Below are 18,226 nucleotides of genomic sequence, written 5' to 3'. Positions count from 1 at the left end.
AGAGGTGAAAAGGATGGATTTTACATTAACAGAAGAACAACAAATGATGCGCCAAATGGTTCGTGACTTTGCAAAGAACGAGATCGAGCCTTGGATACCCCGGATGGAAGATGGAGAATTTCCACGTGAACTACTAGAGAAAATGGGCGAACTTGGATTGATGGGAATTACAGCGCCTGAACAATATGGAGGTTCAGAGATGGACTTCCTGTCATATATCATCGCGATTCACGAACTATCGAAAGTCAGCGCCGTCATGGGCGTCGTGTTGTCTGTCCATACTTCTGTTGGAATGAATCCAATCCTTTACTTCGGTACGGATGAACAAAAAAATCGGTACTTGCCGAAAATGGCATCCGGTGAATACCTCGGTGCATTCTGTCTGACAGAAGCATCGTCCGGTTCAGACGCAGGTTCATTGAAAACGAAAGCGAAGCGAGTCGACGACCATTACGTGATCAACGGCTCCAAAATGTTCATTACAAATGGCGGGGAAGCGGACGTCTACATCGTCTTTGCTAACACGGCTCCTGAAAAAGGAACGTACGGTATCACTGCATTCATCGTCGACCGAGATACGCCGGGATTATCCATAGGCAAAGACGAAAAGAAAATGGGCCTTCACGGCTCACGAACCGTCGCGCTCAGCTTCGACAATATGAAAGTTCCAGTGGAAAATAGATTGGGTGAAGAAGAAGGCGGCTTCAAAATCGCCATGGCCAACCTCGACGTTGGCCGAATCGGTATCGCGGCTCAATCGCTAGGCATAGCAGAAGCCTCACTCGAAGCCTCGGTTGCCTATGCAAAAGAACGCGAACAATTCGGCAAACCAATCGCAGCCAACCAAGGAATAGGCTTCAAACTAGCCGACATGGCCACCGCAACAGAAGCGGCCCGACTACTAGTCTACCAAGCAGCGTGGCTACGTTCAGAAGGCAAACCATGCGGCAAAGAAGCCTCCATGGCCAAACTATTTGCATCCCAAGCAGCCGTAGACAACTCCATAGAAGCCGTCCAAGTATTCGGCGGTTACGGCTATACCAAAGACTACCCAGTAGAACGCTACTTCCGCGACGCCAAAGTATGCCAAATCTACGAAGGCACAAGCGAAATTCAAAAAGTAGTCATCGCCAAACACCTCACAAACTAAAGGTAGACGCGCTTAGGGGAGCGCATGGCACGGTGACCAACAACAACTTACAAATTTAATGATGTCAGTTTGCTTCAACAAGTTATAAGTAGGGATTGGGGCGGAAGACAGGGCGACTCCGGGAGGATCAGCCCGATCAGGTGAGACAACTAGAGGAGCATAGCGACTAGTTGGCTCACCGCGGGCCCTCCGGAAAGCGTCCCTGTCTGGAGCTCCAATCCCCAAGCACAAGCCAGCATCAAGCTTCACTATTTCATTGAAATTTTCAATAACCAAACAAAAGGGTGGGAGAACAATGGACTTTAAATTATCAGAAGAACATGAAATGATCAGAAAAATGGTACGCGACTTTGCACAAAAAGAGGTAGCACCAACAGCAGCACAACGAGACGAAGACGAAACATTCGACATGGACATCTTCCACAAGATGGCCGAACTCGGACTCACAGGCATTCCATGGCCAGAAGAATACGGCGGCATCGGCAGCGACTTCCTAGCCTACGTCATCGCAGTAGAAGAACTATCCCGTGTCTGCGCATCTACAGGCGTCGTCTTGTCTGCACACACATCTCTGGCAGGATGGCCACTATTTAAATACGGCAACGAAGAACAAAAACAAAAATACTTACGTCCACTTGCAGAAGGTTCAAAGATGGGGGCATACTGTCTAACAGAGGCAGGCTCAGGATCAGACGCAGGCGGCATGAAAACTACAGCAAAGCTTGACGGTGACGACTACGTGCTAAACGGCTCGAAAATCTTCATCACAAATGGCGGAATTGCTGACACATATATTGTCTTCGCTGTAACGGATCCGGAATCCAAACATAAAGGAACAAGCGCATTCATTGTAGAAAGCACATTCGAAGGATTCTCTGTAGGTAAGAAAGAGAAGAAGATGGGCATTCGTTCATCTCCAACAACGGAAGTCGTACTAGATAACTGTCGCGTACCGAAAGAAAATCTTCTTGGAGAAGAAGGCGACGGATTCATTATCGCAATGAAAACACTCGATGGCGGACGTAATGGAATTGCTGCTCAAGCAGTAGGAATTGCACAAGGCGCACTAGACGCTGCAGTCGACTACTCAAAAGAACGTGTACAATTCGGTAAGCCAATCGTAGCCAATCAAGGCATTAGCTTTAAACTAGCGGATATGGCGACAGCGACAGAAGCTTCTCGTCTATTGACATACCAAGCTGCATGGCTCGAATCGAACGACCTGCCGTACGGTAAAGCATCTGCTATGGCGAAATTAATGGCTGGTGACACAGCAATGAAAGTAACAACAGAAGCAGTTCAAGTATTTGGCGGCTACGGGTATACAAAAGATTATCCGGTAGAGCGCTATATGCGTGACGCGAAAATCACGCAAATCTATGAAGGTACACAAGAAATTCAACGTCTCGTCATTTCTCGTATGTTGACGAAATAACAGGAGGTCTATGCAATGCCCAAACATGTAGTGAAATCTACCGTCAAAGATGAAGAACTTATTCAGAAGCGACGTGCACAAATTAGCCGGGGTGCTGTGAAATTGTTTATCGATAAAGGATTCCACAGGACGACTACACGTGAAATCGCCAAAGAAGCAGGCTTCAGTATTGGCACACTATACGAGTATATCCGGACAAAAGAAGACGTCCTGTATCTCGTCTGTGACAATATTTACAATGAAGTCAAAGTTCGTTTATCTGAGCTCGATAACAATGACAACACGGTAGAAGGGCTACGTGTGGCGATTGCACGGTATTACGAAGTCATCGATCAAATGTCAGATGAATTCCTCGTCATGTACCAGGAGTCGAAGTCGTTACCGAGCGAAGCGCTTCGTTACGTACTCACTAAAGAACTGGAAATGGTCGAGCAATTTGAAATCATCATTCGTAAATGCATGGAAGCAGGAAATCTACGCATCGGACCGGATGAAGTATCATTGACCGCACACCACATCCTCGTATCTGGCCAAATGTGGTCATTTAGAAGATGGGCATTGCGCAAACAATATACGTTAGAGCGCTATACGAAAGTACAAACTGATCAAATTATCAAAGGTGTAGAGAAGTAAATAACTTGCGGACTCCGCCATGAAAATCTTCGTGGCGGTGGTCGGCATGTACGGAAGGTGGAAGGCTAATGGGGACTGAAGAAATTTATAAACCGAAACACCATATTCGTTTCGTGACGGCATCGAGTTTATTCGACGGGCATGATGCATCAATCAATATCATGCGAAGAATATTACAGGCAACCGGAGCGGAAGTTATTCATCTCGGACATAATCGATCTGTTGAGGAAGTTGTAAACGCTGCCATTCAAGAAGATGTGCAAGGAATCGCTATGTCATCCTATCAAGGTGGGCATGTGGAGTATTTCAAATACATGCATGACTTGCTGAAGGAAAGAGGCGCTTCCCATATTAAAATATTCGGCGGTGGTGGAGGAGTCATCATCCCGAAAGAAATTAAAGAGTTGCATGATTACGGCATCGAATGGATCTTTTCACCAGAAGACGGTCGGAAACTAGGTCTACAAGGTATGATCAATAAAATCATGGAACTATCGGATTTCTCCACGACTCCCGAAAGCGAAGAAGCCAATCTGGAACAACTGACAGCCGAAACGCCAGGGATCTTAGCCAATTTAATCACGTATGTAGAAGAAAAACATTTGAATAAGGATGACGCAACGGAGCAATTACTCGATCATGCACGCTCTATGTCCAAACATACGCCAGTACTCGGCATCACAGGGACAGGTGGAGCAGGTAAAAGTTCATTGACGGATGAATTAATTCGTCGCTTCTTGCGTGAGTTCCCTGATAAAAGAGTAGCGATACTTTCCGTAGATCCAACGAAGCAAAAAACAGGCGGTGCGTTACTTGGTGACCGGATTCGCATGAATGCGATCTTCAATAACCGTGTCTACATGCGTAGTTTGGCAACGCGCGGATCACGTTCAGAGCTGACAACGGCTATCCACGATGTACTCGATGTCACGAAAGCAGCGGGTTATGACTTGATCATTGTAGAGACGAGCGGAATTGGGCAAGGGGATGCGCGCATTACAGATGTATCTGATGTTTCGATGTACGTCATGACGAGTGAATTCGGTGCGCCGACACAACTTGAGAAAATTGACATGATCGACTTTGCTGACTTAATTGTTATCAATAAGTTTGAACGCAAAGGTTCAGAAGATGCTTTGATTCAAGTGCGCAAACAGTATCAGCGTAGCCATTTACTATTTGACAACGATTTAGAAACGATGCCTGTTTACGGTACGATTGCGAGCCAGTTTAACGATAAAGGCACCAACACTCTTTTCGCAGCGCTAGTTGAAAAAATCAACAACGTAACCGATTCGGATTGGACGACAAGCTATACTGAATTCGTGACGAATCAAAAACAAACCGTAATTATTCCACCTGACCGTAGCCATTATTTGCGTGAAATCGCATCGACTATCCGTACCTACCATGCGAAATCTAAAGAGCAAGCAGAATTGGCACGTCGCGTGTTCCAACTTGAAGGTGCGATTGAAGCGGTAAAAGAAGCAGACTCCAATGAAGCGTTACTAGAATCATTGAATAGCTTGAAAGAAGGCGTAGAAGAGCAATTAACGAGCGAATCCAAACGTACATTGAAAAACTGGGAACCTTTGAGAGAGTCGTATCAGCAAGATGAATTTGTTGTGAAAATCCGCGACAAAGAAATTCGTACGACACTTAATACGGTTAGTCTATCTGGCTTGAAAGTTCCGAAAGTAGTCTTGCCGCAATACAAAGACTATGGGGAAATTCTACGCTTTGTCTACAGCGAGAACGTTCCTGGTTCATTCCCGTATACTGGAGGCGTTTTCCCATTCAAACGTGAAGGGGAAGATCCACGCCGTCAGTTCGCTGGAGAAGGGACGCCTGAACGTACGAATCGTCGTTTCCACTACGTATCAAAAGATGACGATGCGAAGCGTTTATCAACAGCTTTTGACTCTGTCACATTATACGGAGAAGATCCTGATGAGCGTCCTGATATCTACGGAAAAGTCGGTGAGTCTGGTGTAAGTATTTGTACACTCGAAGATATGAAAAAGCTTTATGACGGTTTCGACTTGTGTTCACCTATGACGTCCGTATCTATGACAATTAATGGACCCGCACCGATTATCCTAGCGATGTTCATGAACGCAGCGGTCGATCAGCAAGTACGTAAAAAAGAAGAAGAGCTTGGACGCACACTTACTGTCGAAGAGTTTACTGAAGTACGTGAAATGACATTCCAAACAGTTCGTGGAACGGTTCAAGCAGATATCCTGAAAGAAGACCAAGGGCAAAATACATGTATCTTCTCTACGGAATTCGCATTGCGTCTAATGGGCGATATCCAACAGTATTTCATTGATAAAAAAGTGCGTAATTACTATTCTGTATCCATTTCCGGCTATCATATCGCAGAAGCAGGATCGAATCCGATTTCCCAGCTAGCGTTCACGCTCGCAAACGGCTTCACGTATGTGGAGTATTACTTGAGCCGCGGCATGCATATCGACGACTTTGCACCGAACCTGTCATTCTTCTTCTCGAATGGCCTTGATCCGGAATATACGGTAATCGGTCGCGTCGCACGTCGCATTTGGGCGATTACGATGCGTGATAAATACGGAGCGAATGAACGCAGTCAAAAGTTGAAATACCATATCCAAACATCTGGCCGTAGTTTACATGCGCAAGAAATTGATTTCAACGACATTCGCACAACTTTGCAAGCATTGATGGCACTGCAAGATAACTGTAACTCGTTGCACACGAATGCCTACGACGAAGCCATTACGACACCGACAGAAGAATCTGTTCGTCGTGCGATGGCGATCCAGATGATCATCATGAAAGAACACGGTTTGTCGAAAAACGAAAACCCACTTCAAGGGGCTTACATCATCGAAGAAATGACAAGTCTCGTAGAAGAAGCGGTATTACAAGAATTCGATCGCCTAAACGACCGTGGCGGCGTACTGGGTTCTATGGAAACGCAGTACCAGCGTGGCAAGATCCAGGAAGAATCGATGTATTATGAAATGAAAAAGCACTCAGGTGAGCTACCGATCATCGGCGTCAACACGTACTTGAATCCGAATCCTCCGTCTGAAGAGGATATCGACAATATGGAATTGGCGCGTGCGACACAGGAAGAAAAAGAGTCACAAATTATCAACTTGCGCGCATTCCAAGCTAAACATGCTGACGAAGCAGAGCAAGCGCTTGCGGATCTTCAGGAAGTGGCGATTACAGGCGGCAACGTCTTCGCTGAACTGATGAAGACTGTGCGAGTCGCTAGTCTTGGTCAAATTACCAATGCGCTTTACGAAGTAGGCGGGCAGTACCGCCGTAATATGTAGTTGCATCTCAAAGGGGATGTCACAGAAGCCATCACTTCTGACGGCATCCTCTCTTTTTCATGGGGATAAATTCAAAGTCAAATGCAAAGTCAGAGTGTAGGTGCATGGGCTAAGTGCATGGGATTGCAACTCCAGCTGGGGACGCTTTCCGAAGGGCGTGGCTTGAGCCAAGCGAACAGCGAAGGGTTCGCTTTGCCTTAATTTCTGTGTACTTTACAGAAATTAAGGCATCTGTCCAGGGTCTCGAACTCACGCTTATCCTCCCGGAGTCGCCCCAGCTTCCGTTGCAATCCTTACGTAGAGAGTTGGATGATGTAGAGTATTCACTGGCTATGTGGTGTGAATTATTGTTGTCTTTGAACTTAATTAAGTTCAGGTGCTGAATAGATTAGGAAACTGTCTTCATAAGTCACAATATGTGCCACACATTGTCGCTAGTGCGTGAAATAGTAATGTCTCTAGCAATAGTTAAGTTTAAGGCCAGAGTGAGTGCAAATGATAGGTACTAAACCAGTCACACGCACCGCTTCAATGAGCAACAAGAAGTGGCACCCACTCTCTTTGCAAGGGATTGGCGTGTAGGAGGGGCGACTCCTAGAGGATCAGTTCGACAGGTGAGACAACCAAAGAGAGCAAAGCGAACTGGTTGGCTCACCGCGGCCCCTCAGGAAAGCGTCCCCTCCGAAGCGCCAATCCCCACCCCAACAGCCATTCCAACTACTCTATCTCAAGTATCCTATGAAACCTAATTCATTTCGTAAAATTCATACCCCGTCAAAGTGGATAATTTAGTAAGTTAGTCAGTATAATAAGAAGAACAAGGAAAAGGGACGTGCTGAATGTGAGATGGTACTATCATGCAATCATAATAGCTCTCTTAATTACACTCACACTCATCTTCTACAACAGCGGACTCGGCGTAATCCCCTTCACCTTTGCGGCGGTCTATCTGGGGTATTTGACCATTACTGAGTATAGAAATATAAAGAGAAGTAAAAGAATGTAGCATATTGGTAGAAATAACGTATATAATGTACACTATGCTTATATGCTACAAGATAAAAAACGTCGATCGGCCAAATCATTAACTGACTTGGTCGGTTCCGCGTGTGATTGATAGAAGAAAGGACGTGCCATACATTGAATATCCATGACATGACAAAAGAAGAACTTTTGGAAGAATCGTTAATCAACATTACGCACCAAGTACTGACAGAGCGACGTGAATCTCTCACGTTGGCGGAATTGATGGAAGAGTTCCGTAAACTTACAGGTGTAAGCGAGAAAGAATTGAAAGCGAAAATGCTTCAGTTTTATACAGACTTGAACATCGATGGCAGATTCCTTGCAATCCAGGACAACCGTTGGGGCTTACGCGAATGGTATCCAGTCGATCAGATCGAAGAAGAAACGGCGCCAGTCGTAAAAGTACGCAAGAAGAAAAAGAAGAAAAAAGATTATGACGAAGATGATATTGAAGAAGAAGATGATGACGAAGAAATCTTCGATGAAGAATACGTTGAACTTGGCGAAGAAGATGACGCAGACGATGAAGAAGAGGAAGAAGAGGAAGTAGTCGGACTCGAGGAAGATTTAATCGATCCTGACGACGACCTAGAAGTAATTCCTGAAGTAGAACTCGATATCGATGAAGAAGATGAAGAGGACGAAGAGGAAGACGATGAGTACGAGGAAGAGAAATAATTGGACTTGACTTTTAGTGCCCAAAAATATAAGATTTGGATGGGCTCCTGAAAAGGACACATAAATTCGTGTATACGCGCTCCTTATTGTAGTTACGCTACAAACGGGGCGCTTTTTTGATTTTGTATCGACCCTAATAGCTCGGAAAAAGAATAAATGGAGGCACTACACATGACAAAATATATTTTCATTACAGGCGGCGTCGTCTCTTCTTTAGGTAAAGGTATCAACGCGGCATCACTCGGACGTTTACTTAAAAACCGTGGTTTGAAAGTGACGAACCAAAAATTCGATCCATACATCAATATCGATCCACGCATGATGAGCCCGTACCAGCACGGGGAAGTTTTCGTAACGGAAGACGGAGCGGAAACGGATCTTGATATCGGTCACTACGAGCGTTTTATCGACATCGAATGTAACCGTTACTCCAACGTAACAATGGGGAAAGTCTATGATCTAGTATTGCGCAAAGAACGCGCTGGTGAATACAACGGTGCAACAGTTCAAGTAATCCCTCATATTACCAATGAAATTAAAGAATTGATTAAACGTGCAGGGCAAACATTAAACGCAGATGTCGTCATTACAGAAATCGGTGGAAGCGTAGGGGATATCGAATCATTGCCTTATCTTGAAGCCATTCGTCAGTTGAAGACAGATCTTGCGAAAGATGACGTGATGTACATCCACAACACGCTCATTCCATATTTGCATGCGGCTGGTGAAATGAAAACGAAGCCGACGCAACACAGTGTAAAGGAATTGCGTAGTCTTGGAATTCAGCCGAACATGATCGTTGTGCGAAGCGAATATCCAGTGCCACAAGAAATGAAAGACAAGATTGCGTTATTCTGTAACATCAAATCAGAAGAAGTAATCGAAGCACTTGATGCGGAAACATTATACGAAGTACCTCTTCGTTTGCATGAACAAAACATGGACCAATTAGTTGTGGATTACCTAGGTCTTGAAACACCACAGCCTGAACTTTCTGAAGTGGAAGAACTAGTGAAGTTGGTTAAATCACTGAAAGAAACAGTGAAAATCGGTCTAGTTGGTAAGTATGTAGAATTACAAGATGCATACATTTCCGCAGTAGAAGCTATGCGTCACGCTGGATACGCTTTCGATGCAGACATCGACATTAAGTGGATCAATTCGGCAGATGTGACAAAAGAAAACGTTGCAGAACTTCTCGGAGACGTAGATGGTATTCTTGTACCAGGTGGTTTCGGAGATCGTGCAATCGACGGTAAAATTGAAGCAATCACGTATGCACGTGAACAGAAGATTCCATTCTTTGGTATCAGTTTAGGTTTGCAGTTAGCGGCTACTGAAATCGCACGTAACGTCATCGGCTTGAAAACAGCTCATTCACTGGAGTTCGACACAGAGACTGAGCACCAAATTACGACATTCCACCCAGATTGCCGCACAGCACGCGAAGCAGACAGCACATTGCGTCTAGGCGCTTATCCGTGTAAAGTAGCAGAAAACACGAAGGCTTCTGCTGCATATGGCGAGGAGTTAGTGTACGAGCGTCATCGCCACCGTTATGAAATGAACTTGGCATATCGTGCGCAGTTGGAAGAGGCAGGATTCATCGTTTCTGGAATTAGCCCAGACGGTCGCTTGATCGAAATTATGGAGATGCCGGACCATCCATATTTCGTGGCTTGCCAGTTCCACCCAGAATTCGCATCCCGTCCAAATCGTCCATCACCACTAATCCGCGACTTCATCCGCGCGGCGCTTGAGCACAAAAACTAAAAAGTATGCCCACAGAAGATCTTTCTTCTGTGGGCATTTTTGACTTTGGATATTTAGAATCTTTGTAGAAGTAAGGGATAGTTTGAGAGTGCGAGGGGATGGAAGCTCCAGCTGCGGACGCTTTCCCATGGGCTCTCGGTGAGCCAACCAGGTCGCAAGCTCCCTTTTGGTTGTCTCTCCTTTCGAGCTAATCCTGCGGGAAGAGCCGTAACGAAGGACGGCTTTTGCGAGTAAAAGCGAAGCGTTAGGAGCACATCTTTGCACTTCGCCCCCAGCTTCGTCTTCCATCCTACGTTGATAGTGGGGGTACCTAGATCACTCACTGTAGGTAATGTGTGATGTATTGTTCTGTCTTCACTTATTTAGATTCAAGTACTGAAGTTCAAAATGGATTGCAACACTGACTTTAATGTCTAACAAAAAGTATCATACACTCGCATTGCAAGGGATTGGAGCGGCAGGCGGCGACTCGGGGAGGATCAGTGGGACAGGTGAAACACCCAGCGAGCGAAGCGAAGGGGTGTGGTTCACCGCCCACCCTCCCGAACGCGTCCGCCTAGAGCGCAAATCCCTCACCCCAACACCATTGCCAGCTTACAGTTCGTCATCCTCATCCGCCAACATATCATCAATCGACAGCTTCACTGCCTCGTATATAAACAACGCAGCAAGCGCATGGGGCTGGACGATTCTTTCGCCAGTAGGACCCGGAATTAGCCCCTTTTTCAAACCTGTCGAAATATACGTATACGCAAGAGCTGCGAGTTCATTGTGGTCATCTTCCTTATCCGCAGCCGTCACAGCAAACGGGATGAACTGATCAGCGAGCTCGCGTGCTAGCTCAAGTGCAACGGGATGATCTGCCTTTCGCACAAGCAACCAGACGCGATCCGCAGTCGTCAATTCCAACTCTTTTGTGTAGCGAATCGCACCATCTAACGGTTCGACACCATCCAGTGCAGTCGCAGTAACAGCTTCCAATTCATCAAAAGCTGCCAAGATAATTCGTCCTTCGCCTACTAAAGCTTGCGCCAATAAACGAGCAGTTTCTTCCATCGATTCTTCTTGACCTTCTGCAATTCTCTCCAGAAGACCTCTAATTTGTGTAGTCAACATTTTCACGAAAATCCCTCCAAAAGCTCAGTATAGGTCAGAAAAGAAAGAAGTGCAAAATAGTTGGCGAAAAAAAGAGGAGTTGTTTGAATTTTCTAGAATAACAGTATATATACAGATAGAATAGAGAAATAGAAGTACACATAATTTTTCTGAAAATTCAATTTTACTATATACGTATAATAATAGTCGGGTTATAATGAAGGAATAAATTCAAACATGGAAAAAATAGGTGATGGGGGATATGAGGATGAAGCATTTATTAATTGTAGATGACCAGCCAGGGATACGGTTATTACTGGAGGAAATCTTCAAACCAACCGGAATAATGATAGCGCTTGCATCAAATGGAAAAGAAGCGTTAGAAATAGTTCGAAAACAGAATCCGGACTGTGTTTTACTTGATATGAAGATGCCGGGCATGAATGGCGTCGAAGTGCTAAGAGAAATCCGAACCATCTCACCTGAAGCAATTGTTATGATGATGACGGCGTACAGTGAAATAGAATTGCTCAATGATGCCGATAAACTAGGTATCGATCAGCACTTCACCAAGCCGTTTGATATATTCGAAGTGCGTGATAGTGTATTAAGAAGGTTAGAGCTACTGGACGTCTGATAGTAGTAATCAGCGCATGAATTTGATATGCTAGTGGTAGAAATTAATATAATAAAAACACATAAAAATTCGTGGGAAACTCAAGGAGGAATTTTATATGCCACTGGTCTCGATGAAGGAAATGATGATTCAAGGTAAAGAGCAAGGATATGCAATTGGTCAATTCAACCTGAATAACTTGGAATATACGCAAGCGATCTTACAAGCTGCTGAAGAAGAGAAATCACCTGTTATTTTAGGTGTTTCAGAAGGCGCTGCACGTTATATGGGCGGATTTAAAACAGTCGTTATGATGGTCAAAGGATTAATGGAAGACTTCGGTACGACGGTGCCAGTAGCGATTCATTTAGATCACGGCTCAAGCTTTGAGAAGTGTAAAGAAGCGATCGAAGCAGGCTTCACTTCTGTTATGATCGATGCATCTTCTAAGCCACTTGAAGAAAACATTGAAATCACGAAAAAAGTGGTAGATTACGCAAAGCTACATAATGTATCAGTAGAAGCTGAACTTGGCGTAGTAGGCGGTCAGGAAGACGACATCATCGCAGACGGTGTTATTTATGCAGATCCGGCTGAATGTAGAGAGCTTGTAGAAAAGACAGGTATCGATTGTCTAGCACCTGCACTTGGTTCTGTACACGGCCCGTATAAAGGCGAACCGAATCTTGGGTTTGAAGAAATGGAAGAAATTTCAAAACAAGGAGATATTCCACTCGTGTTGCACGGCGGTACAGGCATTCCGACGAAGGATATAAAGCGTGCTATTTCACTTGGTACGTCTAAAATTAACGTCAACACAGAAAATCAAATTCAAGGTACAAAAGCTGTACGCGAAATCTTGAACGAAGATTCCGAAGTGTATGATCCACGTAAATTCCTTGGACCAATGCGCGAAGCGATCAAAGCAACAGTGATCGATAAAATGCGTGAGTTCGGCAGTTCAAAGCAAGCGTAATTACAGAATTTCGATAGAACAAAGGGGGAGCGCAATATGTCTCCTTCTTTTGCTTTTTAGCTAAATGAATAAATACAACTAGGGGGACAACATACGTGAAGTTTTTTATAGATACAGCCAATTTTGAGGAAATTAAAGAAGCGCATAGCTGGGGGATTATTTCTGGTGTTACAACCAACCCATCGCTTGTCGCGAAAGAAAACATTTCATTCCATGACCGCTTGAAAGAAATTACGGCACTCGTACCTGGTTCTGTCAGTGCGGAAGTTATCGCTCTGGATGCAGAAGGTATGATTGAAGAAGGACGTAAACTTGCAGCACTTGCAGAAAACATTACGGTGAAACTACCAATGACACCTGAAGGCTTGAAAGCTTGTTCAGTATTTTCAGCAGAAGGAATCAAAACAAACGTCACTCTCGTTTTCAGTGCTAATCAAGCATTGCTTGCAGCACGTGCAGGCGCGACATACGTTTCACCATTCATCGGACGTTTGGATGACATTGGCCAAAATGGTGTTGAATTAATCGAAACGATTTCAGATATCTTCACAATTCACGACTTGGATACACAAATCATCGCAGCTTCCATCAGACACCCACAGCATATTACAGCTGCAGCACTTGCAGGAGCACATATTGCGACAACTCCATTCAACGTACTTCAGAGTCTGTTTGCACACCCATTGACAACTAAAGGAATCGATCAGTTTTTGAAAGACTGGGAAACTAGAACGAATAAGTGATAGAACAAAAGGAGCTTGAAATGGACGTTTATAAAATCAAAGGCGGAAAGCGACTGCAAGGAACGATCAGAGTGAGTGGAGCGAAGAACAGTGCAGTGGCTCTTATTCCTGCCGCTATCCTAGCTGACTCACCTGTTACAATTGCAGGTCTTCCCGAAATTTCAGATGTCTATACATTGCAGGCGCTCGTCGAAGAAATCGGCGGCAAAGTGGAAATGAAAGATGGCACGATGATCATCGATCCAACTGAAATCATTTCTATGCCATTGCCTAACGGGAACGTCAAAAAACTTCGTGCATCCTACTATATGATGGGGGCGATGCTTGGCAAGTTCAAGCACGCAGTCATCGGATTACCTGGAGGTTGTCACTTGGGTCCACGCCCGATTGATCAACATATAAAAGGCTTTGAAGCACTGGGTGCCAAAGTTGAAAACGAACACGGCGCTATTTATTTGCGTGCAGATGAACTGTATGGCGCGAAAATTTATTTAGACGTCGTCAGCGTTGGAGCTACAATCAATATCATGCTTGCTGCTGTTAAAGCAAAAGGTAAAACGATTATTGAGAACGCTGCGAAAGAACCTGAAATTATTGATGTCGCGACTTTGCTTTCCAATATGGGCGCGAATATTAAAGGTGCAGGAACGAACGTTATTCGTATTGAAGGTGTAGAAACATTGCACGGTACGAAACACACAATTATTCCAGACCGTATTGAAACAGGTACACATATGATTATGGCAGCTGCAATTGGCGATGGTGTCACAATCGATAATGTCATTCCGTTGCACGTTGAAGCTGTCACAGCGAAGCTTCGCGAAATGGGCGTGAAAGTAGAAGTCGGTGAAGAACAGATTTTTATTCCGAAAACGGAAAAACTTCATGCAGTTGATGTGAAAACTCTCGTATATCCAGGATTCCCAACAGACTTGCAGCAGCCGTTTGGTGTTTTATCGACACAGGCGGAGGGCTCATCTATTCTGACAGACACGATCTATCCAGCACGCTTTAAACAAATCGATGAGCTTCGTCGAATGAATGCGGACGGTAGAGTTGAAGGTCGTTCAGCTATCATAACAGGACCAACAGAATTGCAAGCTGCAACGGTTGAAGCAACAGATTTACGTGCAGGTGCCGCGTTATTAATTGCAGGATTATTAGCAACCGGAGAAACTGAAATTCATGAAATTGAACATATTGAACGCGGCTATGGCGATATCATTAACAAGCTGCAAAACCTCGGTGCCGATATTAGTAAAGTAAAAGTACTCACTCCGTCTTCAATTTCTGAGTGACGCTAATTGCCAAAACGTGTATAATAGACTCAAACGACACATCCATTTCGTAGAAAGTAGCCGATGGATGCGGACGTAGGCAAATGAAAGGTAATACGCAATACGCGCCTTACCGCAAACAGGAGGAACAAAACATTATGGAACGTAGTTTATCAATGGAATTAGTGCGTGTAACAGAGGCAGCAGCCGTAGCGGCAGCTCGCTGGATGGGACGCGGTTTGAAGAACGAAGCAGACGACGCGGCAACAGAAGCAATGCGTACAGTATTCGACACAATTCCTATGGAAGGTGTAGTCGTAATTGGTGAAGGTGAAATGGACGAAGCACCTATGCTATATATTGGCGAAGAGCTTGGAACAGGTCACGGACCCGCTGTAGATATCGCTGTTGATCCAGTTGAAGGTACGAATATCGTAGCAGCAGGTGGATGGAACGCACTAGCTGTTCTTGCGGTTGCAGATAAAGGCAACTTGCTAAACGCACCGGATATGTACATGGACAAAATTGCAGTCGGACCTGAAGCAGTTGGTAAAATTGATATCGACGCAAGCGTTACAGATAACTTGAAGGCTGTAGCAAAAGCGAAGAATAAATCAGTATCTGACTTGGTTGCATCTGTTTTGAACCGTGAACGTCACGCAGACATCATCGAAGAAATTCGTGAAGCGGGCGCACGTATCAAATTGATCGAAGATGGCGATGTAGCAGCAGCTATTAACACTGCTTTCGATGACACAGGTGTAGATATTTTATTCGGCAGAGGCGGTGCTCCTGAAGGCGTAATCGCAGCAGTCGGATTGAAATGTCTAGGCGGAGAAATCCAAGGACGTCTCGTTCCTTCAAATGATGAAGAGAGAGAACGTTGCATCAAGATGGGTATTGACGTAAACAAAGTTCTAATGATGGACGATTTGGTAAAAGGAGACGACTGTATTTTCGCAGCAACAGGCGTAACAGACGGCGAATTAATGGATGGCGTGCAGTTTAAAGGTTCATACTGCCGAACTCAGTCGATCGTTATGCGCTCGAAATCAGGAACTATTCGTTTCGTAGAAGGTCGCCACAGCATGAAGAAAAAACCTCTTCTCGTAATGCAAGACTAACTCCCTCAACACCCGGTGTCACAGCCGGGTCTCTATTTCCTAAAAAACTATCTAGATCCATAATGTCCGGCTACTAAAAGAAAGGAAGTACATCACGTACTCTCCTTTCTATTTACTGTGCCGAATTTTCCATACAATAAATGAAGAGTGGTGTACGCATAGATGACAATGATTACCCTCGCGGACCTTGAGAATATGACGCTGAAAGAGCTATACTCTCTAGCAAAGCAGTTCAAAATTACCAACTATAGCAAACTAACAAAGAAAGAATTGGTCTTCGCTATATTGAAATCCCGCGCAGAACAAGAAGGCTTCTTCTTCATGGAAGGCGTCCTCGAAATTATTCAATCTGAAGGATACGGATTCCTACGTCCGATTAATTACTCATCCAGTTCAGAGGATATTTACATCTCGGCATCTCAAATTCGTCGCTTCGATTTGCGTAACGGCGACAAAGTAACAGGGAAAGTTCGTCCACCAAAAGAAAACGAACGTTTCTATGGTTTATTACAAGTAGAAGCAGTCAACGGGCAAAATCCGGAAGTCGCACGCGAACGTGTTCATTTCCCGGCATTGACACCTTTGTACCCGGATCGTCAAATTAATTTAGAAACATCAAAAAGTAATGTGTCTACACGGATTATGGACCTCGTTTCACCTGTCGGATTTGGTCAACGTGGATTAATTGTCGCTCCTCCGAAAGCCGGAAAAACGACATTGTTGAAAGAAATTGCCAACTCGATCACAACAAACCATCCCGACGCGGAACTTATTGTCCTATTGATCGATGAACGTCCAGAAGAAGTAACGGACATCGAACGTTCTGTCAAAGCAGACGTAGTCAGTTCGACATTTGATGAAGTACCGCAAAACCATGTGAAGGTGGCAGAGCTCGTACTCGAACGCGCAATGCGTCTCGTCGAAAGTAAACGCGACGTCATCATCCTGATGGACTCCATCACACGACTAGCGCGCGCATTCAACCTAGTCATTCCACCGAGTGGACGAACACTATCCGGAGGAATTGACCCAGCGGCTTTCCACCGACCAAAAAGATTTTTCGGTGCTGCACGTAACATTGAAGAAGGCGGAAGCTTAACTATCCTTGCCACAGCCCTAATCGAAACCGGCTCACGCATGGACGAAGTTATCTACGAAGAATTCAAAGGAACCGGCAACATGGAACTCCACCTAGACCGCAACCTAGCCGAACGCAGAATCTTCCCTGCACTCGATATCCGTCGCTCCGGCACACGAAAAGAAGAACTACTCATTCCCAAAGACAACTTGGAAAAACTATGGGCTATCAGAAAGACATTTTCAGACTCCCACGACTTCACCGAACGCTTCATGAAAAAACTAAGCCAATCCGAAAACAATGCAGAATTCTTCGACAAACTGAACGAGGAAATGAAGGCTAAAAAAGGTAAAGGCCTTATTTGATTAATTATGTTTTTGGGTTTAGCTTTTTGCACTTAACCCAACATAAAAAAGTGATGTACGTACTTAAAAAGTAAGATTGCAGCGGAAGCCGAGGGGCGACTCCGGGAGGATCAGCCCGAACGTTGAGACAACCAAAAGGGAGCCTCGCGACCTGGTTGGCTCAACAAGTGGCCCTCCGGAAAGCGTCCCCTCGGCTGCAGCGGAAATCCAAGCCCTAACTAAGTCCGCCTATGCCCATTAAATACCCAAATCAAACAGTTGCACAACGTATCGAATTTTGCTATACTAATCAAGTACAGTTTTTCTGTACACCGCATATACGGCTGACAAACACGGGTCGTGTACGGCATCGATCGTTTTATTGACAACTGGTCAATAAAACATCCATAATTTCACACTCTGTTCCAGATGGTTCAGGGCGAAAGGAGAGATATCGATGAAAGCAGGAATTCATCCCAATTACAAACTTGCAAAAGTAACTTGCTCATGTGGCAATACATTTGAAACAGGTTCTGTAAAAGAAGATATTCGAGTGGAAGTATGCTCAGAATGTCACCCATTCTATACTGGCCGTCAGAAGTTTGCTACTGCAGATGGACGAGTTGACCGTTTCAACAAAAAATACGGCATCAAGTCAGAAGAACAAGAGTAATAAAAGCCAGATACCCGTCAGGTGCAGTCGTGCCAGACGGGTATTTTTATTAATTTAGCGCGTAGTTTAGCAAATATAGAGGGATTAATGTTAACTTTTTAGTGGAGTTTGCTCTATTGTTGTCGTAAAGTGCTCAATGTGTGCGCGTATTCGCTCATAGTTGCGTGTAAAGTGCTCAATGTGTGCGTGTATTCGCTCATAGTTGCGTGTAAAGTGCTCAATGTGTGCGTGTATTCGCTCATAGTTGCGTGTAAAGTGCTCAATGTGTGCGTGTATTCG

14 protein-coding genes are annotated in these 18,226 nt (G+C 44.8%); 13 read left to right on the top strand and 1 reads right to left on the bottom strand.

Annotated features, from left to right (window positions below):
* Window positions 1-13: 13 nt before the first annotated feature.
* The 6 genes from CSV68_RS14400 (at window position 14) to CSV68_RS14370 (ending at window position 10,021) form a co-directional block, all read left to right on the top strand.
* The gene (locus CSV68_RS14400) at window positions 14-1,150 is read left to right on the top strand and encodes an acyl-CoA dehydrogenase (protein WP_099662492.1); all 1,137 of its coding nucleotides are present in this window, start codon (window positions 14-16) and stop codon (window positions 1,148-1,150) included.
* Between the two features lie 295 nt (window positions 1,151-1,445).
* Window positions 1,446-2,585, top strand: coding sequence for an acyl-CoA dehydrogenase (locus tag CSV68_RS14395; protein WP_083034930.1), 1,140 nt, complete (start codon window positions 1,446-1,448; stop codon window positions 2,583-2,585).
* A 15-nt stretch (window positions 2,586-2,600) separates the two neighbouring features.
* Window positions 2,601-3,218 (top strand): TetR/AcrR family transcriptional regulator, encoded by a 618-nt coding sequence (locus tag CSV68_RS14390; protein ID WP_099662491.1) that lies wholly within the window; start codon window positions 2,601-2,603, stop codon window positions 3,216-3,218.
* 68 nt (window positions 3,219-3,286) lie between these two features.
* Window positions 3,287-6,544, top strand: coding sequence for a fused isobutyryl-CoA mutase/GTPase IcmF (icmF, locus tag CSV68_RS14385; RefSeq protein ID WP_099662490.1), 3,258 nt, complete (start codon window positions 3,287-3,289; stop codon window positions 6,542-6,544).
* A gap of 1,140 nt (window positions 6,545-7,684) precedes the next feature.
* Entirely contained in the window at window positions 7,685-8,248 is a 564-nt protein-coding gene (gene rpoE / locus CSV68_RS14375; protein WP_099634595.1) for a DNA-directed RNA polymerase subunit delta, read from the top strand.
* Between the two features lie 171 nt (window positions 8,249-8,419).
* Entirely contained in the window at window positions 8,420-10,021 is a 1,602-nt protein-coding gene (locus CSV68_RS14370) for a CTP synthase (RefSeq protein ID WP_099634594.1), read from the top strand.
* Between the two features lie 594 nt (window positions 10,022-10,615).
* On the opposite strand, the gene CSV68_RS14365 is transcribed toward CSV68_RS14370, so the two are convergent.
* A complete protein-coding gene (locus CSV68_RS14365) occupies window positions 10,616-11,137 on the bottom strand; it encodes a DUF2529 family protein (protein ID WP_099662508.1) in 522 nt (173 codons plus the stop codon).
* Window positions 11,138-11,384: 247 nt separating this feature from the next.
* On the opposite strand from CSV68_RS14365, the gene CSV68_RS14360 reads away from it, so the two are divergent.
* The 7 genes from CSV68_RS14360 (at window position 11,385) to rpmE (ending at window position 17,947) form a co-directional block, all read left to right on the top strand.
* A complete protein-coding gene (locus tag CSV68_RS14360; protein WP_099634593.1) occupies window positions 11,385-11,753 on the top strand; it encodes a response regulator in 369 nt (122 codons plus the stop codon).
* Between the two features lie 97 nt (window positions 11,754-11,850).
* Window positions 11,851-12,708: a class II fructose-bisphosphate aldolase gene (locus tag CSV68_RS14355; protein WP_099662488.1), complete on the top strand. Its 858-nt coding sequence runs from the start codon at window positions 11,851-11,853 to the stop codon at window positions 12,706-12,708.
* Window positions 12,709-12,803: 95 nt separating this feature from the next.
* Window positions 12,804-13,451, top strand: coding sequence for a fructose-6-phosphate aldolase (fsa, locus tag CSV68_RS14350; protein WP_099634591.1), 648 nt, complete (start codon window positions 12,804-12,806; stop codon window positions 13,449-13,451).
* Between the two features lie 20 nt (window positions 13,452-13,471).
* Complete coding sequence (locus tag CSV68_RS14345) at window positions 13,472-14,749, top strand: UDP-N-acetylglucosamine 1-carboxyvinyltransferase (protein ID WP_099634590.1); 1,278 nt, start codon at window positions 13,472-13,474, stop codon at window positions 14,747-14,749.
* Window positions 14,750-14,886: 137 nt separating this feature from the next.
* Window positions 14,887-15,852: a class II fructose-bisphosphatase gene (gene glpX / locus CSV68_RS14340; protein WP_099634589.1), complete on the top strand. Its 966-nt coding sequence runs from the start codon at window positions 14,887-14,889 to the stop codon at window positions 15,850-15,852.
* A gap of 162 nt (window positions 15,853-16,014) precedes the next feature.
* Complete coding sequence (gene rho / locus CSV68_RS14335) at window positions 16,015-17,295, top strand: transcription termination factor Rho (protein WP_099634588.1); 1,281 nt, start codon at window positions 16,015-16,017, stop codon at window positions 17,293-17,295.
* Between the two features lie 436 nt (window positions 17,296-17,731).
* The gene (gene rpmE, locus CSV68_RS14330) at window positions 17,732-17,947 is read left to right on the top strand and encodes a 50S ribosomal protein L31 (protein ID WP_099634587.1); all 216 of its coding nucleotides are present in this window, start codon (window positions 17,732-17,734) and stop codon (window positions 17,945-17,947) included.
* The last annotated feature ends 279 nt before the right edge of the window (window positions 17,948-18,226 follow it).

The organism is Sporosarcina sp. P29 (assembly GCF_002743265.1).
Classification (GTDB): domain Bacteria; phylum Bacillota; class Bacilli; order Bacillales_A; family Planococcaceae; genus Sporosarcina.
The sequence above is the reverse complement of the archived record's forward strand: the minus strand, read 5'-3'. Positions and strand labels throughout refer to the sequence as shown.

Coding starts and splice junctions, on each gene's coding strand:
- CSV68_RS14400 (WP_099662492.1), top strand. CDS start 14: ATGGATTTTACATTAACAGAAGAACAACAAATGATGCGCCAAATGGTT.
- CSV68_RS14360 (WP_099634593.1), top strand. CDS start 11,385: ATGAAGCATTTATTAATTGTAGATGACCAGCCAGGGATACGGTTATTA.
- CSV68_RS14355 (WP_099662488.1), top strand. CDS start 11,851: ATGCCACTGGTCTCGATGAAGGAAATGATGATTCAAGGTAAAGAGCAA.
- icmF (WP_099662490.1), top strand. CDS start 3,287: ATGGGGACTGAAGAAATTTATAAACCGAAACACCATATTCGTTTCGTG.
- rpmE (WP_099634587.1), top strand. CDS start 17,732: ATGAAAGCAGGAATTCATCCCAATTACAAACTTGCAAAAGTAACTTGC.
- CSV68_RS14345 (WP_099634590.1), top strand. CDS start 13,472: ATGGACGTTTATAAAATCAAAGGCGGAAAGCGACTGCAAGGAACGATC.
- CSV68_RS14370 (WP_099634594.1), top strand. CDS start 8,420: ATGACAAAATATATTTTCATTACAGGCGGCGTCGTCTCTTCTTTAGGT.
- CSV68_RS14395 (WP_083034930.1), top strand. CDS start 1,446: ATGGACTTTAAATTATCAGAAGAACATGAAATGATCAGAAAAATGGTA.
- CSV68_RS14365 (WP_099662508.1), bottom strand. CDS start 11,137: ATGTTGACTACACAAATTAGAGGTCTTCTGGAGAGAATTGCAGAAGGT.
- CSV68_RS14390 (WP_099662491.1), top strand. CDS start 2,601: ATGCCCAAACATGTAGTGAAATCTACCGTCAAAGATGAAGAACTTATT.
- rho (WP_099634588.1), top strand. CDS start 16,015: ATGACAATGATTACCCTCGCGGACCTTGAGAATATGACGCTGAAAGAG.
- glpX (WP_099634589.1), top strand. CDS start 14,887: ATGGAACGTAGTTTATCAATGGAATTAGTGCGTGTAACAGAGGCAGCA.